22 protein-coding genes are annotated in these 19136 nt (G+C 62.8%); 14 read left to right on the plus strand and 8 right to left on the minus strand.

Annotated elements, in window-relative coordinates:
- Nucleotides 1-205: 205 nt before the first annotated feature.
- Nucleotides 206-1894: a 30S ribosomal protein S1 gene (gene rpsA / locus ACH107_RS03380; protein ID WP_412504641.1), complete on the plus strand. Its 1689-nt coding sequence runs from the start codon at nt 206-208 to the stop codon at nt 1892-1894.
- A gap of 58 nt (nt 1895-1952) precedes the next feature.
- Here the strand turns inward: rpsA and ACH107_RS03385 are convergent, their stop codons facing one another.
- Nucleotides 1953-2315 carry a DUF2306 domain-containing protein gene (locus ACH107_RS03385; protein ID WP_412504642.1) on the minus strand — a complete coding sequence of 121 codons (363 nt, stop codon included), beginning with the start codon at nt 2313-2315 and terminating at the stop codon, nt 1953-1955.
- A gap of 508 nt (nt 2316-2823) precedes the next feature.
- On the opposite strand from ACH107_RS03385, the gene ihfB reads away from it, so the two are divergent.
- The 5 genes from ihfB (at nt 2824) to trpB (ending at nt 6113) form a co-directional block, all read left to right on the plus strand.
- Nucleotides 2824-3108, plus strand: coding sequence for an integration host factor subunit beta (ihfB, locus tag ACH107_RS03390; RefSeq protein WP_412504643.1), 285 nt, complete (start codon nt 2824-2826; stop codon nt 3106-3108).
- Nucleotides 3108-3458, plus strand: coding sequence for a DUF1049 domain-containing protein (locus ACH107_RS03395; protein WP_412504644.1), 351 nt, complete (start codon nt 3108-3110; stop codon nt 3456-3458). The genes ihfB and ACH107_RS03395 overlap by 1 nt, the downstream gene beginning before the upstream one ends.
- A 14-nt stretch (nt 3459-3472) precedes the next feature.
- Complete coding sequence (locus tag ACH107_RS03400) at nt 3473-4117, plus strand: phosphoribosylanthranilate isomerase (protein ID WP_412504645.1); 645 nt, start codon at nt 3473-3475, stop codon at nt 4115-4117.
- A 58-nt stretch (nt 4118-4175) separates the two neighbouring features.
- The gene (locus tag ACH107_RS03405) at nt 4176-4805 is read left to right on the plus strand and encodes a class I SAM-dependent DNA methyltransferase (RefSeq protein ID WP_412504646.1); all 630 of its coding nucleotides are present in this window, start codon (nt 4176-4178) and stop codon (nt 4803-4805) included.
- Between the two features lie 78 nt (nt 4806-4883).
- The gene (gene trpB / locus ACH107_RS03410) at nt 4884-6113 is read left to right on the plus strand and encodes a tryptophan synthase subunit beta (protein WP_412504647.1); all 1230 of its coding nucleotides are present in this window, start codon (nt 4884-4886) and stop codon (nt 6111-6113) included.
- Between the two features lie 10 nt (nt 6114-6123).
- Here trpB and ACH107_RS03415 read toward each other — a convergent pair whose 3' ends face one another.
- The 5 genes from ACH107_RS03415 to pth all read right to left on the minus strand — a co-directional run bounded on the left by ACH107_RS03415 (nt 6124) and on the right by pth (nt 9947).
- Complete coding sequence (locus tag ACH107_RS03415; RefSeq protein ID WP_412504648.1) at nt 6124-7185, minus strand: glycosyltransferase family 61 protein; 1062 nt, start codon at nt 7183-7185, stop codon at nt 6124-6126.
- 24 nt (nt 7186-7209) lie between these two features.
- The gene (locus ACH107_RS03420) at nt 7210-7590 is read right to left on the minus strand and encodes a DUF2237 family protein (protein ID WP_412504649.1); all 381 of its coding nucleotides are present in this window, start codon (nt 7588-7590) and stop codon (nt 7210-7212) included.
- 57 nt (nt 7591-7647) lie between these two features.
- A complete protein-coding gene (locus ACH107_RS03425) occupies nt 7648-7971 on the minus strand; it encodes an antibiotic biosynthesis monooxygenase family protein (RefSeq protein WP_412504650.1) in 324 nt (107 codons plus the stop codon).
- 66 nt (nt 7972-8037) lie between these two features.
- A complete protein-coding gene (locus ACH107_RS03430) occupies nt 8038-9201 on the minus strand; it encodes a serine hydrolase domain-containing protein (RefSeq protein ID WP_412504651.1) in 1164 nt (387 codons plus the stop codon).
- Between the two features lie 56 nt (nt 9202-9257).
- Nucleotides 9258-9947 (minus strand): aminoacyl-tRNA hydrolase, encoded by a 690-nt coding sequence (gene pth / locus ACH107_RS03435; RefSeq protein ID WP_412504652.1) that lies wholly within the window; start codon nt 9945-9947, stop codon nt 9258-9260.
- Between the two features lie 77 nt (nt 9948-10024).
- Between pth and ACH107_RS03440 the strand changes: the two genes are divergently transcribed.
- On the plus strand, nt 10025-10705 hold the full coding sequence (locus ACH107_RS03440; protein WP_412504653.1) for an FkbM family methyltransferase: 681 nt from the start codon (nt 10025-10027) through the stop codon (nt 10703-10705).
- A gap of 54 nt (nt 10706-10759) precedes the next feature.
- Here the strand turns inward: ACH107_RS03440 and ACH107_RS03445 are convergent, their stop codons facing one another.
- Nucleotides 10760-11425 carry a 50S ribosomal protein L25/general stress protein Ctc gene (locus ACH107_RS03445; protein WP_412504654.1) on the minus strand — a complete coding sequence of 222 codons (666 nt, stop codon included), beginning with the start codon at nt 11423-11425 and terminating at the stop codon, nt 10760-10762.
- A 556-nt stretch (nt 11426-11981) separates the two neighbouring features.
- Here ACH107_RS03445 and ACH107_RS03450 point away from each other — a divergent pair.
- The 6 genes from ACH107_RS03450 to ACH107_RS03475 all read left to right on the plus strand — a co-directional run bounded on the left by ACH107_RS03450 (nt 11982) and on the right by ACH107_RS03475 (nt 17389).
- Nucleotides 11982-12542 (plus strand): F0F1 ATP synthase subunit delta, encoded by a 561-nt coding sequence (locus tag ACH107_RS03450; protein ID WP_412504690.1) that lies wholly within the window; start codon nt 11982-11984, stop codon nt 12540-12542.
- A 1-nt stretch (nt 12543) separates the two neighbouring features.
- Entirely contained in the window at nt 12544-14082 is a 1539-nt protein-coding gene (gene atpA, locus ACH107_RS03455; protein ID WP_412504655.1) for a F0F1 ATP synthase subunit alpha, read from the plus strand.
- Nucleotides 14083-14096: 14 nt separating this feature from the next.
- The gene (locus ACH107_RS03460) at nt 14097-14975 is read left to right on the plus strand and encodes a F0F1 ATP synthase subunit gamma (RefSeq protein ID WP_412504656.1); all 879 of its coding nucleotides are present in this window, start codon (nt 14097-14099) and stop codon (nt 14973-14975) included.
- 21 nt (nt 14976-14996) lie between these two features.
- Nucleotides 14997-16421 (plus strand): F0F1 ATP synthase subunit beta, encoded by a 1425-nt coding sequence (gene atpD, locus ACH107_RS03465; RefSeq protein ID WP_412504657.1) that lies wholly within the window; start codon nt 14997-14999, stop codon nt 16419-16421.
- 64 nt (nt 16422-16485) lie between these two features.
- Complete coding sequence (locus tag ACH107_RS03470; protein ID WP_412504658.1) at nt 16486-16911, plus strand: F0F1 ATP synthase subunit epsilon; 426 nt, start codon at nt 16486-16488, stop codon at nt 16909-16911.
- Nucleotides 16912-17035: 124 nt separating this feature from the next.
- A complete protein-coding gene (locus ACH107_RS03475; RefSeq protein WP_412504659.1) occupies nt 17036-17389 on the plus strand; it encodes an H-type lectin domain-containing protein in 354 nt (117 codons plus the stop codon).
- A gap of 26 nt (nt 17390-17415) precedes the next feature.
- Here the strand turns inward: ACH107_RS03475 and ACH107_RS03480 are convergent, their stop codons facing one another.
- Nucleotides 17416-18432 (minus strand): ribose-phosphate pyrophosphokinase, encoded by a 1017-nt coding sequence (locus ACH107_RS03480; protein ID WP_412504660.1) that lies wholly within the window; start codon nt 18430-18432, stop codon nt 17416-17418.
- 104 nt (nt 18433-18536) lie between these two features.
- On the opposite strand from ACH107_RS03480, the gene ACH107_RS03485 reads away from it, so the two are divergent.
- Nucleotides 18537-19136: a 2-hydroxychromene-2-carboxylate isomerase gene (locus ACH107_RS03485; protein WP_412504661.1), complete on the plus strand. Its 600-nt coding sequence runs from the start codon at nt 18537-18539 to the stop codon at nt 19134-19136.

The raw sequence follows: 19136 nt of genomic DNA on the forward strand, positions 1-19136 counted from the left end.
GGCTCTTTGCGCTTGATTCCCGCCGTTCATGAGACTATAGAACGCCCGTCGATAAGGCGGAAACCGTCACAGGGCAGGCAGAAACGGGCAGGGTCGGGCTAACCGGCCCTATTTGTTTTGAGGCCCGCCTGACCAACGAAATCCCAAGACCTGCGGAAACAACCGCGCGGCCGGAATAGTAAAGTGCAAAGGAACTGAACGCCACATGGCTCAAAACACATCGATGGAGGAATTCGAAGCCCTCCTCAACGAAAGCTTCGAAATGGACACGCCCACCGAGGGCTCTGTCGTCAAGGGCAAGGTCATCTCGGTCGAGGCTGGCCAAGCCATCATCGACGTTGGCTACAAGATGGAAGGCCGCGTCGATCTCAAGGAATTCGCGAATCCCGGTGAACAGCCCGAAATCGAAGTGGGCGACGAGGTCGAGGTTTACCTGCGCTCCGCCGAGAACGCCCGCGGCGAAGCCGTCATCTCGCGCGAGATGGCCCGCCGTGAAGAAGCCTGGGACCGGCTCGAAAAGGCTTATGCCGACGATCAGCGCGTCGAGGGCGCGATCTTCGGCCGCGTCAAGGGCGGCTTCACCGTCGATCTGGGCGGTGCCGTGGCCTTCCTGCCCGGCAGCCAGGTCGACGTGCGCCCGGTACGGGACGCCGGTCCGCTGATGGGCCTCAAGCAGCCCTTCCAGATCCTCAAGATGGACCGCCGCCGTGGCAACATCGTCGTGTCGCGCCGCGCGATCCTCGAGGAAAGCCGCGCCGAACAGCGTGCCGAGGTCATCGCCAACCTGACCGAAGGCCAGACGGTTGAGGGCGTGGTCAAGAATATCACCGAGTACGGGGCCTTCGTGGACCTCGGCGGTGTCGACGGGCTGCTGCACGTCACCGACATGGCATGGCGCCGCGTCAACCATCCGTCCGAGATCCTGTCGATCGGGGAAACCGTCAAGGTTCAGGTCATCAAGATCAACAAGGAAACCCACCGCATCAGCCTCGGCATGAAACAGCTGCAGGAGGATCCGTGGGATCTGGTCGCCGCCAAGTACCCGCTGAACAGCGTCCACACCGGCCGCGTGACCAACATCACCGATTACGGCGCCTTCGTGGAGCTGGAGCCGGGCGTCGAGGGGCTGGTCCACGTCAGCGAAATGTCCTGGACCAAGAAGAACGTCCATCCGGGCAAGATCGTCTCGACCTCGCAGGAAGTCGAGGTGATGGTCCTGGAGATCGACCAGGCGAAACGCCGTGTCTCGCTGGGGCTCAAGCAGACCATGCGCAACCCGTGGGAAGTGTTCGCCGAAACCCATCCCGAGGGCACCGAAGTCAAAGGCGAAGTCAAGAACATCACCGAGTTCGGGCTGTTCATCGGGCTCGAAGGCGAGATCGACGGTATGGTACACCTGTCGGATATCAGCTGGGACGAGCGTGGCGAGGATGCGATCCAGAACTACAAGAAGGGCGACGTCGTGAAAGCCGTCGTTTCTGAAGTGGATGTGGAGAAAGAGCGCATCTCGCTTTCAATCAAGGCGCTTGGCGGCGACAAGTTCGCCGAGGCCGTCGGCGGCGTGAAGCGCGGGTCGATCATCACCGTCGAAGTGACCGCGATCGAGGATGGCGGGATCGAGGTGGAATACGAGGGCATGAAATCCTTCATCCGCCGCTCGGATCTCAGCCGTGATCGCTCCGAACAGCGTCCTGACCGGTTCTCGGTCGGCGACAAGATCGACGTTCGCGTGACCAACGTTGACTCCAAGTCGCGCCGTCTGGGCCTGTCGATCAAGGCCCGCGAGATCGCCGAGGAAAAAGAGGCGGTCGAACAATACGGCAGCTCGGATTCCGGCGCGTCGCTGGGCGATATCCTTGGCGCAGCGCTGAAGGGCGACGAAGAGGACAAGTAGGCCACGGCCTGCTGGAAAGGAAAAAGGCGGCCCCGTCAACCTGTGGCGGGGCCGTTTTTCATGGCCCGAACAGCACCGCATGCATCGTGCGGCCGGGCAACAGCGTGAAAAGCCCGGTCAGGATCACGGCCAGGAGGTAAGGCTGTATCATGGCGTTCCGATGGGCGCGAATGCGGCGCTGCCGTGCGGCACGAATGGCGTGGACCAGAACGGCGAGGGTCAGAAGTGACAAAAGGTGGATCGCCGAGAACGCGCCGATCATCCGGAATTCGTGTATCCAGAGACTCGCGACAGCCACGATTGCCATCAAGGTGACCCAGACCCGCCCGATCATCCGGTGGGAGATTGTCCCTTTCGGCAGCAGGAACTGAACGGCGCCCAAACCCATCGCACCCAGTGCTGCCACGGCGTGCGCCGCCACGATCCACCCATCATTCCACAGTGGTTGCCAATTCATCCGGCTGCGGCTTCACGGTTCAGGCGGAACGGGCCAGTCTGCGCGCGCCGCGTCGCGCCGTTGGGTTGATAGGCATGTCGCAATCTTCCCGGAAAACCATTGTTCACCATCTTCAGAGGCTTAGAGCCCCGCGGAGTTTGCAGAATGACCGATTGCCAGGGGCGCGGCAAACGAGGCGTTATCGATACCTGACGCTAACACCCGTGACGCCATCCGCCAAACGCGATCTGGCCTCGCGTAAGAATGCCGAATCAATGGCCACCGCATCAAGACGCGCACGGCGCGGCATTCGGTATTGGTGTCAATTAACCGCCCGCGCCATTCCTGTGATCGCACAAGTATCGACTCTTGCCTGATTTTCCGCCCTTGCCCTCCGGGCTGGCTATTTCGGTTTTTCCGATTTGTATCTATACTTTGGTGGACCAAAACACATAACAGTCGCACCAGACGGCCACCCGGGGGGAGACAGCTGATGATCCGATCGGAACTGATTCAGAAGATTGCCGACGAAAATCCGCACTTGTATCAACGTGATGTCGAGCGGATCGTGAACACGATCTTCAACGAGATCACCAATGCGATGGCGAACGGCAACCGGGTGGAACTGCGTGGTTTCGGTGCATTCTCGGTGAAGAAGCGGGATGCGCGCACCGGTCGCAATCCACGCACGGGCGAAAGCGTGTATGTCGAGGAAAAGCACGTGCCCTTCTTCAAGACGGGCAAGCTCCTTCGTGACCGGCTGAACGGGAAATCATGATGCGGTATGTCAGGTATGCGTCCATTGCCATCTTCGCGCTGGCCCTGATCCTTGTCGCGCTGGCCAACCGGGCCACCGTCAAGGTCAGGGTCTGGCCCGATGAGCTGTCGGGGCTTGTCGCGGTGAACCCGGCCTACGAAGTGCCGCTGTTCGTCGTCATTTTCGGCGGTATCCTTGCCGGTCTGATACTGGGCCTCATATGGGAGTGGCTGCGGGAAGCCAAGGAACGCGCCGCGGCCGCGCGTCAGGCGCGTGAACTGTCCAGTCTGCGGGCCGAGGTGAAACGCCTCAAGGGTGAGCGGAACAAGGGCAAGGACGATGTGCTGGCCCTGCTTGACGACGCCGGATGAGGCAGAGTGCCAGCATGACGAGCGGCGTGAAGGTCAAGATTTGCGGGCTGACCGAGCCTGCGGACATACCCGCGGCCATTCTCGCAGGGGCGTCCTATCTAGGATTCGTCTTTTTCCCCAGATCGCCGCGTCATCTGGTGCTTGAGGACGCGGCCTTCATGTTGTCGGCCGTCCCCGAGGGCATTACCAAGGTCGTCCTGACCGTGGACGCGGATGACGCGATGCTGGACGCGCTGACCGACGCGGTGCCCGTGGACATGCTTCAGCTTCACGGCAGCGAAAGCCCCGAAAGGGTGGCCGCGGTGCGGTCCCGTTACGCGGTGCCCGTGATGAAGGCGCTCGGGGTCGCGGGCCCCGAGGATCTGCCGCAAATCGACACGTATTCCGATGTCGTGGATCAATTGCTGGTCGATGCCAAGCCCCCCGAGGGCGCCGACCGGCCCGGCGGCAATGCGCTGGCGTTCGATTGGTCGCTCATTGCTGCGCGACGGTGGCGTGTGCCGTGGATGCTTGCCGGCGGTTTGACGCCCGACAACGTGGCCGCGGCGATCGCGCGGACGGGGGCCCGGCAGGTCGATGTGTCCTCCGGCGTGGAAAGCGCGCCCGGAGTCAAGGATTCGGCCCTGATGCAGGCCTTCGTTTCGGCTGTGCGGACCTGATCGCGGGACCGGCCGTTCCCAAGGTCCAATTGGTTGAATAGAAAGCAGGAGCTGTCGCATGAACGCCACCACCGATGATCTGGACCACGTCTATGGCGCGACATCGCCCGAGGAATCGCGGGAGATCTATGACGGCTGGGCGGTGAGCTACGAGGCGGACAATCTGAAAAAGGGTTTCCGCCTGCCATCGCTGGCCGCGGGCTTTTTCGCCCGGTACATGGGCGACCGCGATGGCCCGGTTCTGGATGCGGGGTGTGGCACGGGGCTTGTCGGCGAGACGCTGAACGTGCTGGGATACGGGCCGCTGACCGGATGCGACCTGTCGCCCGACATGCTGCGGATCGCCGAAGGGCGGGGTGTTTATGACAGCCTGATCGAGGCCGAACTGGGCAAGCCGTTGCCATTCAAGGATGAGGCCTTCGCCGGCTTCGCCTGTGTCGGGTCCTTCGGGCCGGGCCACGCGCCGGCGCACAGCCTTCACGAACTCGCCCGCCTTACGCGGGCCGGCGGTATCGGCGTGTTCAACCTGATCGAGGCCACCTACGAAGAGCAGGGATTCCCGCAGGTCATGGATGATCTGACGAAGGCGGGCACGTGGGAACTGGCCGGGATGTCCCCGCCGTTCCAGCCCTACCTGCTGGGCGAGAAAGACCTTTGGGGCCGCCTTTACGCCATGCGGGTTCTCTAGCCGTCCAAGCCGCTTTTCGCTGGAAAATCCTGCTGCTGTCACATATTGAGGCACAGATCAAGATGGGAAGGATTTGCCATGAACGACCTTTTCAATTCCTTCATGACGGGCCCCGACGAAAAGGGTCGCTTCGGCAAGTTCGGCGGGCGCTTCGTCAGCGAAACGCTCATGCCGCTCATCCTGGAGCTGGAGGAGCAGTACGAGAAGGCCAAGACGGACCAAAGCTTCTGGGACGAAATGCATGATCTGTGGACGCATTACGTGGGCCGCCCATCTCCCCTTTATCACGCGGAGCGGCTGACCGAGCATCTGGGTGGCGCGAAGATCTACCTCAAGCGCGATGAGTTGAACCATACGGGCGCGCACAAGATCAATAACGTGCTGGGGCAGATCATCCTTGCGCGCCGGATGGGCAAGGAGCGTATCATCGCCGAAACCGGGGCCGGACAGCACGGCGTGGCAACGGCCACCGTCTGCGCCAAGTTCGGCTTGAAATGCGTAGTCTACATGGGCGCGCACGACGTTGAACGACAGCGTCCAAACGTCTTTCGGATGCGGCTGCTGGGGGCCGAGGTGGTGCCCGTCACCAGCGGGCGCGGCACGCTGAAGGACGCCATGAACGACGCGCTGCGCGATTGGGTCACCAATGTGCGTGACACGTTCTACTGCATCGGAACGGTCGCCGGTCCGCATCCTTACCCGGCCATGGTCCGGGATTTCCAGTCGATCATCGGCAAGGAGACACGCGAACAGATGCTGGAGGCCGAAGGCCGCCTGCCTGATACCGTGATCGCCGCGATTGGCGGCGGGTCCAATGCGATGGGGCTTTTCTATCCGTTTCTCGATGACAAGGATGTCGACATCATCGGGATCGAGGCCGCCGGCAAGGGTGTCAACGATGACATGGAACACTGTGCGTCGCTGACGGGCGGCCGGCCCGGGGTGCTGCACGGCAACCGGACCTACTTGCTGCAGGATGATGACGGCCAGATCCTTGAAGGATACTCGATCTCGGCCGGTCTCGATTATCCCGGCATCGGGCCCGAACATTCATGGCTTCACGATATCGGGCGCGCGCAATACGTGTCGATCACCGACAAGGAGGCGCTCGAGGCGTTTCAGCTTTCCTGCGAGAAGGAAGGCATCATCCCCGCCCTTGAGCCCAGTCACGCGCTGGCCCACGTCATGAAGATCGCCCCTGAACTGCCCCGTGATCACCTGCTCTGCATGAACATGTGCGGCCGGGGGGACAAGGATATCTACACGGTCGCGCGCCACCTCGGGTTCGACATGGACGACGCGCAATAAGGCCGGCGGGCTAGATCGCCGCGTCCGCCTTGTCGATGGTGGCCATCAACTCGTCCGCGTCGACGCGGTAGCCCTCTGGGCCCGGGTCAGCCATCAGCACGCCGAAGCGCAGCCCGGCGGCGTGGGCATACCCTGCCTGAAGGGCGCTGACGCGGTCGCTCGGCATCAGCGCGATGATGCAGGCGCCCTCGGGCATCGCGAATTGCAGGTGGCTCAGGTGACTGCCTTCGATGCTGACGGCGATGCGCGCATCGCGGCAGCGCCGCTGGATGGTGGCAAGATCGGCCTTCGTGATGTCGAGCACCTCGAAGCCCGCCCGCGTCAGCCTCTCGATCAGCGCCTCTTCGCCGTCGATCAGGCGTGATTGGCCTGATTGTCCCCGCCGTATGTACAGGCCCTCCGCGCCCGTGCCGTCGCCGGGGAAAGCGCGGGCGAGGCTTGCGCGCATTCCGGCATAGCGTTCGCGTTTCGATGGGCCCTGCGCGTAATCCTGGTACAGATGCAGGCGCCCGACGTGGCAGGCGGCGGTTTGCCGCGGGGTTATGCCGAATGCATCGAGATAGGCCGGGCCATGTGTCGTGCCGGAAAGCGCATCCATGAAAACGGGCGCGCCGCGCGGTGCCAGCAGGGCGGTTGCGCAGGCATCCTGAAGCCAGTGGCCGAAATAGGCGCGGCTGACATGGGTCATGCAGAAATGCCCGGTTTCCGCCCGGTCGATGGGCCCGTTGACGGGGGCGATCCCCAACCGCGCCCCGACTGCATGGCGCATCCGGGGCGAGTCGACGCCATCGGGACGCACGAGACAGTCATTGAAACTGTAGCGGATCACGGGGGCATGAACCGACCGGCGCGAGAACAGCAGCGCGAGCTCGTCCCGCAACGGCGCCGCGCCCGACGATGCGCGCGCCCGGTCCGGCTGGCCGGGCAGGGCGATCACCCGCGGCGGGGTTTCCTCGCTCTCGGGGGACAGCTCCTCGACGCTGTCGGCGGCCTGCGTCAGCGATGTGTCCGACCGGCCGAGACGCCGTATCAAGGCCTGAAGGGGATAGAAACGCGGACCAAGCACGGCCATTACGCGCCGGGCTTGCCGGACGTGTCAATCATCGTCGCAGGCATGGCTTTTCAATACCTCCAGCGGAACGATTTCAAGCGCCCTTTCATGCGTCGCGCCCAGCCTTACGCGCGGTGCGCAGCCCTCGTCATGCGCCTGCAGGAAGCGGGCGGCGCACAGACACCATTGATCACCCGGCTTGAGCCCGGCGAAACCGAATTCCGGTCGCGGGTTGCTGAGGTCGTTGCCGACGTACTTGGAATAGGCAAGGAACTCGGCGGTCATCTGGGCGCACACCGTGTGGCTGCCGTGATCCTCGGCGCAGGTGTTGCAGTGACCGTCGCGGAAGAAGCCGGTCACGGGGTCACCGGAGCAGAGTTCAAGCGCGCCACCAAGGACGTTTATCGATCTGTCCTTCGCAATCATGTCGTGGCCTCCTTCGGGTTGGGGTCGGGATATACGTGTCGGCGCGGCGCCGGAACTTTAGCAGGTTTCATGGAGGACGGTGTCGAAGCCCTCGAAATCCGGCGGGCCGAGCAGGGCATCCCGTGTCGTTGCATTGCCCGCGTCCTTGTGCGCGTCGCGAAATGCCTGTGATCTTGTCCAGGCATCGAATGCGTCGCGGTCCTGCCAGACGACATGGCTGGAATACAGGCGAAACCCGTCCCCCTCGGGGCCCTTGAGCAGCCGGAACTCGCGAAAGCCCGGGACCGTCGCGAGATGGCTCTCGCGTTCGGCCCACATGGTTTCGAACCTGTCTTCCCAGCCTGAACGTACCTTGAAACGGTTCATCGCGATAAAGGCCATCGCCGCATCCCTGTCCGGTTGTCTCGCCCTGTCAGTAAATAGCGCCCGTGGACGGGGATCAACCCGTCACGGCAGCCGCGCGATGCGGCGCATCATCGACACGTTCATGTCGTGCACGCCCGCACCCCTGAAACCCATGTCCGCCGCGGTGACGATGATCACGATGTCCCGGTTTTGATCTATGTAGATGTATTGCCCGTAGATGCCCCGCGCCATGAAAACCCCCGCCGGGGCGTTCGCGGGTATCCACCATTGATAGCCATACCCGGTCTCGCCCGGTTGCGTGGGGGCGCTCGCGCGGGTCGAGGCGGCGACCCAGTCCCGCGGTACGATCTGCTGACCCCCAAGGGCGCCCATCCGCTCGAACATCAGCCCGAACCGCGCGTAATCGCGTGTTGTCATGTTGAGCCCGCCGAGCGCGAAGGCGACGCCTTCGCCATCCGTGATGTAATACGGGCTGCGTTCCAGCCCCAACGGCGCAATCACCTTTTCTGACAGCAGGGACGGCAGATCGCGGCCCGTCGCGCCGCGGATGATCATGGCCAGCACATGGGTGTCGATCGAGACGTACTTCCATCGCTCCCCGGGCGCGGCCGCACGGCCCGTCAGCCCGGCGGCGAACCCGTCCATCGTGCCGCCCAAAGCCAGCACACGGCCCATGCGGTTGATGTCGGAATGGTAGTCGAGGTAGTCCTCGTCGAAGGCGACGCCGCTGGTCATCTGCAACACGTTGCGGATCGTCGCGCCGTCGTAGGCGCTGCCGGCCAGTTGTGGCGCATAGGCCGTCACCGGGTCGTCCAGTGATGCGAACGCCCGTTCGGCGGTCATGATGCCGAACAGGGCGGAAAGGTAACTCTTGGCCATTGACCAGCTTATCCGACGATCCGATGCACCGGTGCCAAGGTAATAGTCCTCGAACACGATACGCCCCTCGTGCAGCACCAGCAGCGAGGTCAGCGCGCGGTCCTGCGTCCATTTCCGCACATCTTCGGGCAAAGCGATCCCCTTGCCGGGGGGCAGGGCCGTCACGGGGCCGTCGCCGCGCGGAACGGGCGCCGTCAGGAACGCCCGCCGCATGTTCGAGAAGTTTTCAACGATGCGGTCGCTCTCGAACAGCGTGTTCACGGCCAGCAGCCGCATGATTTCCTCGCGCTTCCAGAGCCCGACAACGGCACCGGCGAGGATCAGCAGCAATCCGGCCCGCAGGCCCCATTTCACGAAAGTGCGCATCCGGTGTTCCTCTGACTGCAGTCAAAGCACCTCGCGACGCGCAAGGCAAGGCGGCGTCAGCGGAACTTATCGACCAGTTTCTGCAGCGGGGTGCGGTCGTCCGGCTCGGGCTCCGGCGGGGTTTCCGGCGCCTTTTCTCGGGATGGCCGGGCAGGGCTTTCGGTTTTGCCGGCGCGCGGCGTGCCTGTCTGCTGCGCGACGGCGTTCATGAAGCGGTCCGTTCGGCCCGCCGCCAGTGCCGGCGCGCCATCGCCGATACCGCGCAACATGTCATCCAGCCACTCGGCATCCGCCTTTGCGAAATCCTGCAGAACATAATGGCTGACGAGTTCCTTGCGCCCGGGATGTCCGATACCCAGCCGGACCCGCCGGTAATCCGCGCCGATATGCTGATGGATCGAGCGCAGCCCGTTATGGCCGGCATGTCCGCCGCCCTGCTTCACCCGCACTTTCCCGGGGGCAAGGTCAAGCTCGTCGTGGAACACGGTCACGTCGTCGGGGCCGAGTTTGAAGAAACGCATCGCTTCGCCCACGGATTGCCCCGACAGGTTCATGTAGGTCTGCGGCTTGAGCAGCAGCATCTTGTCGCCGTCCAGCCGGCCCTCGGCAAGCTGCCCCTGAAATCTTTGCCGCCACGCGGCGAACCCGTGATCCGCCGCGATCCGGTCAAGCGCCATGAACCCGATATTGTGCCGGTTCCGTTCGTATTTCGCGCCCGGATTGCCGAGCCCGACAAATAGCTGCATTGCCGCCGCCCCGTTCTTTGGTGATGGTGGTGTACGCCCCGCCGGGCTGAGAATCAACGACCGAGAGGCGCTCGGCAATGCCGGAATTTCAGTTGAATGGTGTCACGTTGTCCGTGCCCGAGGCGATGCTCGGCGGCAAGCTGGCGGACAAGCTTTCAAGCGCCGGGTACGAGGCGCACGAGGCGCGCGCGGCCCTCATGCGGCTTCGCGCGGGCCAGCGGGTGCTGGAGCTCGGCGGCGGGCTGGGCTATGTCTCGGCGGTCTGCGCCGGCGTGACCGGCGCCGAGAATGTCGTCACCGTCGAAGCGAACCCGGACATGCTGCCGGTAATCCGTGGCAATCTTGATAGAAACGGGTTCGGTGAGGCGCGTCTTGTCCACGGTGCGGTCGTCGGGACGGTGACCACCGATGAACCCATCGCCTTCGACCGGAAGAAGACATTCTGGGCAGGTCGGCTTGCCGATATGGAGTCCGATCCCGGCGCGGTTGTCAACGTCCCGGTCCTGCGGCTCGACACCCTGCTGGCACGATACCGGCCCGACATGGTCGTCATGGATGTCGAAGGGGCGGAACGGCTGTTGTTCGACGCACCTTGGCCGGCCCATGTCCGCAACGTGATCCTCGAGCTGCATCCGGGCCAGTATCCCGACAGCGTGATCAAGACCATCGTCGATTGCATGTCCGCGTCCGGCCTGACCTACGATCCGGGCCCGTCGCGCGGCCGCATCCTCGGGTTTCGACGCGTCCGGGGAAAATGAAAAACGCGGCGGGATGCCCCGCCGCGTCACGCGCTACCGGTAATGGTTGCAGGGTCAGCCCCCGCTACCTTCCGAGTCTTCTTCGCCAACGGTGGGCACGTCGCCCGCCTCGGCTTCCTCTTCCGCGGCCTCGTCGGATTTCAACGCCGACGGCGCCGAGATGTTGCAGATCACGAAGTCGCGGTCGGTGATCGTGGGTTTGGAACCGGCGGGCAGGTCCACCATCGAGATCGTGGCGGTGTCACCGATGTTTTCCAGCTTGGACAGGTCGACGGTGATCTTTTCGGGGATGTCGCCGGCCGTCACGATCAGTTCGACCTCGTTACGCACGACGGTCAGAACACCGCCCCTGCGCAGGGCCGGGCAGTCGTCCTCGTTGATGAAATCGACCGGGATGTACAGGTTGATCTTGCTGGTCCGGCGCAGGCGCATCAGGTCCAGATGCGTGGGCAGGTCCTTGACGACGTCGCGCTGAACGTCGCGGCATATGACCCGCACGTCATCGTGCCCGTCGACCTTGAGATTGAAAAGCGTCGACTTGAACCGCCCGTCCGTCAGTTTCTTGATCAGGACGTTGTACGGAATTTGGATCGGCAGCGGATCATTGTCGCCGCCGAATACGATACCCGGAACCATTTGCGCACGGCGCACTGCACGAGCGGCGCCCTTGCCCGTCCCCGTGCGTTCCTGGGCGTGAAGATCAGGAATTTCTCCAGCCATGATGTTCTCCATAAGTTGGGCAGGGTTCCTCCAAGGCTGTAACCCCGCGTGAAGCCGCGCGTATAGACGGGTTTTCCCGCCTTGGAAAGAGCAAAGTTCCCGTTCGGTCGTGGCGACCAGACAGGATGCCGCCTGTTCGCGGTCAGGGCCCTGATGACACGTGCTTTCACGACGGGCACGTGTCATACTGCGCCCATGGGCGAAAGTCGCCACGGAAGAGGGGTTGAAGGGGCGATCATGGCATTGGCCGGGTGGTAGCGATAACTCCCGGCCGGGGCTGACGGGTCTGTCCGATGCGAGGAATCGGAAAAAGCCGGAAATCAGTGACGTTTTTGACCAAGCAAAAATTGCGCAATCGGTCGCAGCGCCGCTAAGGCTTTAAAATTTAAAGGTATTCTGTTGTATACAGGCGTTTTCAAGCAGCTTGCTAGGTTGGCACGGCTCTGCTAAACCCCAGCCGAATTTCGATGTTAAGCCAACATCACCGCAAGCAAACGTCTCCGGAGTCCGTCACCAGGAAGTCGGCAAACCGGGGCCAAAAATCGGAAGGGTGGACGTGTCCGAACCAGCTTCGATCTCATCCGGCATCGCCGAGCGCTATGCCACCGCCGTTTTCGAGCTCTGCAGGGACGACCAGTCGCTGACGGACCTCGAAAGCAACCTCGCCGACCTGTCTGAGGCGCTTGACCAAAGCGAGGATCTGCGCGCCCTTATCAGCAGCCCTGTCGTCACCCGCGCCGAACAGGGTGACGCGATTGCCGCGATCGGCGAGAAGATGGGCCTAACGCCGGTCCTGCGCAACACGCTCGGGCTCATGGCAAGCAAGCGCCGCCTGTTCGTGTTGCCGCAACTGATACGCCAGCTCAACGCGATGATCGCGGACCACAAGGGCGAGGTCACAGCGGACGTGATCAGCGCGAAGTCGCTTACCAAGGCGCAGTCGGAAAAACTTGCCAAGACGCTCAAAAAGCGGTTCGGCAAGGAGATCAAGATAAATGCGGCCGTCGATGAAGGTCTCATCGGCGGTCTTGTCGTAAAGGTTGGCTCGAAGATGATCGATACCTCGATCCGTTCGCGCCTCGATTCCCTACAGCATGCAATGAAAGAGGTCGGATAGAATGGGTATCCAAGCAGCAGAGATTTCTGCGATCCTGAAAGACCAGATCAAGAATTTCGGCCAGGAAGCCGAGGTGGCCGAGGTTGGCCGCGTTCTGTCTGTCGGCGACGGGATTGCACGTGTGCACGGGCTGGACAACGTTCAGGCCGGTGAGCTGGTGGAGTTCCCCGGCAACGTGATGGGCATGGCATTGAACCTCGAAACCGACAATGTCGGCGTCGTGATCTTCGGGTCGGACCGCGAGATCACCGAGGGCGATACCGTCAAGCGCATGAACTCGATCGTGGACGTGCCGATCGGTGACGAACTGCTGGGCCGCGTCGTTGACGCGCTCGGCAACCCGCTTGACGGCAAGGGCCCTATCAAGACGGAAAAGCGCGGCGTCGCCGACGTCAAGGCGCCCGGGATCATTCCGCGCAAATCGGTGCACGAGCCGATGGCGACCGGCCTCAAGTCCGTCGACGCGATGATCCCGATCGGCCGTGGCCAGCGCGAGCTGATCATCGGTGACCGCCAGACCGGCAAGACGGCCGTGGCCCTGGACGCGATCCTCAACCAGAAAAATTACAACGAAGCCGCGGGCGACGACGAGAACAAGAAGCTCTACTGCGTGTACGTGGCTGTCGGGCAGAAGCGCTCGACGGTGGCACAGCTCGTCAAGAAGCTCGAGGAAAACGGCGCGCTCGAATACTCGATCGTCGTGGCTGCCACGGCGTCGGACCCGGCGCCGATGCAGTTTCTCGCGCCGTATTCGGCCACCGCGATCGCGGAACATTTCCGCGATAACGGCCGTCACGCGCTGATCGTCTACGATGACCTGTCCAAGCAGGCCGTCGCCTACCGTCAGATGTCGCTGTTGCTGCGCCGCCCGCCGGGGCGGGAAGCCTACCCGGGCGACGTCTTCTACCTGCACTCTCGCCTGCTGGAGCGCTCGGCCAAGCTCAACGACGACAACGGCGCGGGCTCGCTCACGGCGCTGCCGATCATCGAGACGCAGGGCGGTGACGTGTCGGCCTTCATCCCGACCAACGTGATCTCGATCACCGACGGCCAGATCTTCCTCGAAACGGAGCTTTTCTATCAGGGTATCCGCCCGGCGGTTAACACCGGCCTGTCGGTGTCGCGTGTCGGTTCCTCGGCGCAGACCAAGGCGATGAAATCCGTCGCCGGGCCGGTGAAGCTGTCGCTCGCCCAGTACCGTGAAATGGCCGCCTTCGCCCAGTTCGGTTCCGACCTGGATGCTGCGACCCAGAAGTTGCTCAACCGTGGCGAACGTCTGACCGAGCTGATGAAGCAGCCGCAATACTCGCCGCTGACAAACGCCGAGATCGTCTGCATGATCTACGCCGGTACCAACGGGTATCTCGACAAGCTGGAGGTGAAGGAAGTGGGCCGCTTCGAGCAGGGGCTGCTGAACCACCTGCGCAGCAAGCATCAGGACCTGCTGGATTTCATCACCGACGAGGATCCGAAGATCGCCGGCGATGCCGAGGAAAAGGTCAAGGCAGCGCTGGACGAGTTCGCCGCTGACTTCGCATAAGGGGAGACGCGGCAATGCCAAGTCTTAAGGACCTTAAAACACGGATCGAGTCGGTCAAATCGACCCGCAAGATCACCAAGGCCATGCAGATGGTGGCCGCCGCGAAACTGCGGCGGGCACAGGAATCCGCCGAAATGGCGCGTCCGTATGCCGAGCGGTTCAACGCCGTGATGGCGAAACTGGCCGCGTCCGTGGGCGACAGCGAAAACGCGCCCAAGCTGCTCAGCGGCACGGGCCGGGATGACACGCACCTGCTGGTCGTCATGACGGCCGAGCGCGGCCTTTGCGGCGGCTTTAACGCGAATATCGCCAAGCTGGCCAAGGCCGAAGCGGACGACCTGCTTGCCCACGGCAAGACCGTCAAGATCATCACCGTCGGCAAGAAGGGCCGGGACGCGATGAGGCGGGATTACGGCCAGTATTTCATCCATCATGTCGACTTGGGCGACGTCAAGCACGTGGGCTACGCGGATGCGCAGCGCATCGCCGAGGACGTGCTGGAGCGTTTCGAGGGTGGTGAATTCGATGTCGCCAAGATCTTCTACTCGGAGTTCAAGAACGTCGTGACACAGATCCCGACGAAGCAGCAGATCATCCCGGCCGACGTGGACACGTCGGAAGAGGAAAGCGGAGACAGCACCTTTTACGATTTCGAACCGGACGAGGATGCGATACTGCGCGAGCTTCTGCCGCGTGGCGTTGCCACGGCCATCTTCAGCGGATTGCTGGAGAACGGGGCCTCCGAACAGGGCGCCCGGATGTCGGCCATGGACAACGCCACCCGCAACGCCGGCGAGATGATCGACAAGTTGACCATCGAGTATAACCGCTCGCGTCAGGCCGTGATCACGAACGAGCTCATCGAAATCATTTCGGGCGCAGAGGCGCTCTAACCGAAACCGGAGAAACGAAACATGGCAAACGCAAAAGGCACAATCACGCAGGTGATCGGCGCCGTGGTGGACGTTCAGTTCGACGACCACCTGCCGAAAATCCTCAATGCCCTTGAATGCGACAACAACGGCAAGCGCCTCGTTCTGGAGGTTGCGCAGCACCTCGGTGAAGGTACCTTGCGCTGCATCGCGATGGACGCGACCGAAGGCTTGGTGCGCGGGCAGGAAGTGACCGACACCGGTGGCCCGATCACGGTGCCGGTCGGCGACGCGACCCTCGGCCGGATCATCAACGTCATCGGAGAGCCCGTCGACGAAGGAGAAGAAATCAAGTCCGAGGAAAACCGCGCCATTCACCAGCCGTCCCCGGAATTCGAGGAACAATCGACCGAGTCTGAAATCCTCGTGACCGGGATCAAGGTTGTCGACCTGCTGGCCCCCTATGCCAAGGGCGGCAAGATCGGCCTCTTCGGCGGGGCCGGCGTGGGCAAGACGGTTCTCATCATGGAACTGATCAACAATATCGCCAAGGTGCACTCGGGCTACTCGGTGTTTGCCGGGGTCGGTGAACGGACGCGGGAAGGTAACGACCTGTACCACGAGATGATCGAGTCGAACGTGATCAAGCCCGACAACCTTGGCGACAGCCAGGTTGCCCTGGTTTACGGGCAGATGAACGAACCGCCGGGGGCGCGTGCCCGTGTCGCGCTGACCGGCCTCACGCTGGCCGAGCAGTTCCGCGACCAGTCCGGGACGGACGTTCTGTTCTTCGTCGACAACATCTTCCGCTTCACGCAGGCGGGCTCCGAAGTTTCGGCGCTTCTGGGGCGTATTCCTTCGGCCGTGGGCTACCAGCCGACGCTGGCTACCGACATGGGCCAGATGCAGGAACGCATCACCTCGACGAAGTCTGGCTCGATCACGTCGATCCAGGCGGTTTACGTGCCGGCCGACGACCTGACCGACCCGGCCCCGGCCACGACCTTCGCCCACCTTGACGCGACGACCGTTCTGAGCCGTGCGATCTCCGAGCTCGGCATCTACCCGGCCGTGGATCCGCTCGACTCGACGTCGCGCCTCATGGACCCGGCCATCGTCGGCGAGGAGCATTACCAGGTGGCGCGCGACGTGCAGGGAATTCTCCAGCGTTACAAGTCGCTCCAGGACATCATTGCCATTCTCGGCATGGACGAGCTTAGTGAAGAGGACAAGCTGACCGTGGCACGCGCCCGCAAGATCCAGCGCTTCCTCAGCCAGCCGTTCGACGTCGCCAAGGTGTTTACCGGCGCGGATGGTGTTCAGGTGCCACTGGAAGACACGATCGCGTCCTTCAAGGCCGTGGTCGCCGGCGAGTACGACCACCTGCCCGAGGGCGCTTTCTACATGGCCGGTGGCATTGACGAGGTGAAGGCCAAGGCCGAGAAGATGGCCGCCGAGGCCGCGTAAGCAATGCCTGTTCGCGGTCGGGGCCCGGAACACGCCCCGGCCGGAACATGACAAGGAGGCCCAGATGGCTGATACACTGCAATTCGACCTCGTGAGCCCCGAGCGTCTGCTGGCTTCGGTCGCGGCGACGGAGGTTTCCATTCCGGGTGTTGAAGGCGACATGACCGTGATGCCCGAGCATCTGCCCTTGATCACGACCCTGCGCCCGGGCATTGTCAAGGTGTCCGGGGGCGACGGCCCGAATGAGTATGTCGTGACCGGTGGCTTTGCAGAGATAAACGGCGAAAGCATGTCCGTTCTGGCCGAGCAGGCGATCCCGCGGGACGAAGTCACACAGGAGCATTTCAAGGCCATGATCGACGCGGCGAACGAAAAGCTCGCGAAGGCCCGGGATGCTTATGAAAACGAGCCCGGTCCCGTGGACGAAGCGGCCAAGTTGCTGTCTGATATGGTAGCGGTCGGCGATGAGATCGGCCTGTCGGCGCACTGACGCCGTTGCCGGTCACCTCAGATGAACGCGCGAAAAGGCCCGTTTACGGGCCTTTTTCACGTTCGGCCCCCATTTTCGCCGGATTTCGGGTCTATCCGACCTTCGGGAGGGAGATATCGGTGTCATGAGAGTTTTCATCAACAAGGCGATCGGTATCGACGAGGGAGAAGACGTACTCTTCTCCGACTATGAAGATGGCGGTGAAATGTGGACCGGAAGCGGCTCACGCGAACGCCGGCATCGCGTCACTTTTGACCAACCGTTCAAATCCGAACCCTCTGTCCACGTCACATTGTCGATGTGGGACATGGACAGCGCGACGAACGCGCGCGCGGACCTGACGGCAGAAAGGGTGACGCGCCACGGCTTCGACGTGGTATTCCGGACTTGGGCGGATACACGCGTGGCGCGCGCGCGTGTCCGCTGGATGGCGATCGGCGAAACATTTCACGAAGATGACTGGCAGGACGTCTACTGACGGATGCGCCACCCCGCCGACCGGCCTCAGTTCCCGAATTGCCCCTCGTATACGGGTTCAAGCGTCGGCGTCTCGAACAGCGACGACACGCTTGTCCCGTTCCAGATGTTCAGGATCGCCTGTGCGAAGACGGGCGCGGTCGGTATGATGCGGATATTCGGGGTCGTCTTGACAGCCTCGGTCGCGGCGATCGTGTCGGTGATCACCATCGATTTCAGCACCGAGTTCGTGATCCGCTCCACCGCGGGGCCCGACAGCACGCCGTGCGTCGTGTAGGCGTGCACTTCCTCCGCGCCGTTGTCCAGCAGGGTCTGGGCCGCCTTGCAGAGCGTGCCGGCCGTGTCGCAGATGTCGTCGACGATGATGCATTTCTTGCCCGTCACGTCCCCGATGACGGTCATCTCCGATACTTCGCCGACCTTTTCCCGCCGCTTGTCCACGATGGCAAGGGGGGCGTCGATACGTTTTGCCAGCTCCCGCGCCCTCGCCACGCCGCCGACGTCCGGCGACACGATCATCACGTCACCAAGCGAGCCCTGAAACTGCGTCATGATGTCCAGCGCAAAGACGGGCGAGGCATAAAGGTTGTCCACCGGAATATCGAAAAACCCCTGGATCTGCGCGGCGTGCAGATCCATCGTCAGCACGCGCTCTATGCCCGCCTCGACGATCATGTTCGCGACCAGCTTGGCCGAGATTGGCGTACGGGCCTTGGTCCGACGGTCCTGCCGCGCATAGCCGAAATACGGAATCACCGCCGTGATGCGCTTGGCCGACGACCGGCGCAGTGCATCCGCCATGATCAGCAATTCCATCAGGTTGTCATTGGCGGGGTTCGACGTGGGCTGGATGATGAACATGTCCTCGCCCCGGACATTTTCGTAGACCTCGACGAATATTTCCTGGTCGTTGAAACGCTCGACCCTCGCATCGCAAAGCCCGACGCTCACGCCCCTGTGCATCGACATTCTGCGCGCGACGGCATTGGCAAGCGGCAGGTTCGCGTTGCCGGAAATGAGTTTCGGCTCTGGCGTGGTCGGCATGAAGATTGTCCTTGGGATGGAAGCGTAACAGATTCGCGACGTTGAAACCCGATTAGCATGAGCTTAGCGTATGGCAAAGCTATGCCATGGGAGAGGCCGCGAAAATGGTGCATGTTGATTACTACCTCTCGACCTTGTCGCCGTTCGCCTATTTGGCCGGCACCCGGCTTGAGAATATCGCCGCGCGTCACGGGGCGACGGTAATCTACAAACCGCTCGATGTGCTCGCGCTGTTTGCCCGCACGGGCGGGCAGGCGCCCGCCGATCGGCACCCCAGCAGACTGGCCTATCGTGCTCAGGAACTGCCGAGGCAGGCGCGCAAGCAGGGCCTGCAACTCGATCCGCAACCTCGATACTGGCCGACGAACGCCGCGCCGTCCTCCTATGCGATCATCGCCGCGCAGCAGGCCGGCGGGGGGCACATGGGCCAGCTCGTGCACGGCATCCTGCGCGCCTGCTGGGCCGAGGAGCAGAACATAGCCGAGGACCACGTGATCAGGTCCTGCCTGGAAAAGGCGGGTTTCGACCCGGGGATTGCCGATAGCGGCTTGCTGAGCGGGGCCGAAACCTATGCCGCCAACCTTGAAGAGGCTGTTGCCGCCGGCGTGTTCGGCGTCCCGTTCTATGTCGTCGATGACGGGCAGATGTTCTGGGGCCAGGACAGGCTGGAAGACCTCGACGCACATCTCGGCGGCGACCTCTGA

It is taken from the genome of Roseovarius halophilus (ex Wu et al. 2025), from assembly GCF_047086965.1.

Excerpts from the sequence above, each read along its gene's own strand:
- rpsA (WP_412504641.1), top strand. The coding sequence starts at position 206 with ATGGCTCAAAACACATCGATGGAGGAATTCGAAGCCCTCCTCAACGAA.
- ihfB (WP_412504643.1), top strand. The coding sequence starts at position 2,824 with ATGATCCGATCGGAACTGATTCAGAAGATTGCCGACGAAAATCCGCAC.
- ACH107_RS03395 (WP_412504644.1), top strand. The coding sequence starts at position 3,108 with ATGCGGTATGTCAGGTATGCGTCCATTGCCATCTTCGCGCTGGCCCTG.
- ACH107_RS03400 (WP_412504645.1), top strand. The coding sequence starts at position 3,473 with ATGACGAGCGGCGTGAAGGTCAAGATTTGCGGGCTGACCGAGCCTGCG.
- ACH107_RS03405 (WP_412504646.1), top strand. The coding sequence starts at position 4,176 with ATGAACGCCACCACCGATGATCTGGACCACGTCTATGGCGCGACATCG.
- trpB (WP_412504647.1), top strand. The coding sequence starts at position 4,884 with ATGAACGACCTTTTCAATTCCTTCATGACGGGCCCCGACGAAAAGGGT.
- ACH107_RS03415 (WP_412504648.1), bottom strand. The coding sequence starts at position 7,185 with ATGGCCGTGCTTGGTCCGCGTTTCTATCCCCTTCAGGCCTTGATACGG.
- ACH107_RS03420 (WP_412504649.1), bottom strand. The coding sequence starts at position 7,590 with ATGATTGCGAAGGACAGATCGATAAACGTCCTTGGTGGCGCGCTTGAA.
- ACH107_RS03425 (WP_412504650.1), bottom strand. The coding sequence starts at position 7,971 with ATGGCCTTTATCGCGATGAACCGTTTCAAGGTACGTTCAGGCTGGGAA.
- ACH107_RS03430 (WP_412504651.1), bottom strand. The coding sequence starts at position 9,201 with ATGCGCACTTTCGTGAAATGGGGCCTGCGGGCCGGATTGCTGCTGATC.
- pth (WP_412504652.1), bottom strand. The coding sequence starts at position 9,947 with ATGCAGCTATTTGTCGGGCTCGGCAATCCGGGCGCGAAATACGAACGG.
- ACH107_RS03440 (WP_412504653.1), top strand. The coding sequence starts at position 10,025 with ATGCCGGAATTTCAGTTGAATGGTGTCACGTTGTCCGTGCCCGAGGCG.
- ACH107_RS03445 (WP_412504654.1), bottom strand. The coding sequence starts at position 11,425 with ATGGCTGGAGAAATTCCTGATCTTCACGCCCAGGAACGCACGGGGACG.
- atpA (WP_412504655.1), top strand. The coding sequence starts at position 12,544 with ATGGGTATCCAAGCAGCAGAGATTTCTGCGATCCTGAAAGACCAGATC.
- ACH107_RS03460 (WP_412504656.1), top strand. The coding sequence starts at position 14,097 with ATGCCAAGTCTTAAGGACCTTAAAACACGGATCGAGTCGGTCAAATCG.
- atpD (WP_412504657.1), top strand. The coding sequence starts at position 14,997 with ATGGCAAACGCAAAAGGCACAATCACGCAGGTGATCGGCGCCGTGGTG.
- ACH107_RS03470 (WP_412504658.1), top strand. The coding sequence starts at position 16,486 with ATGGCTGATACACTGCAATTCGACCTCGTGAGCCCCGAGCGTCTGCTG.
- ACH107_RS03475 (WP_412504659.1), top strand. The coding sequence starts at position 17,036 with ATGAGAGTTTTCATCAACAAGGCGATCGGTATCGACGAGGGAGAAGAC.
- ACH107_RS03480 (WP_412504660.1), bottom strand. The coding sequence starts at position 18,432 with ATGCCGACCACGCCAGAGCCGAAACTCATTTCCGGCAACGCGAACCTG.
- ACH107_RS03485 (WP_412504661.1), top strand. The coding sequence starts at position 18,537 with ATGGTGCATGTTGATTACTACCTCTCGACCTTGTCGCCGTTCGCCTAT.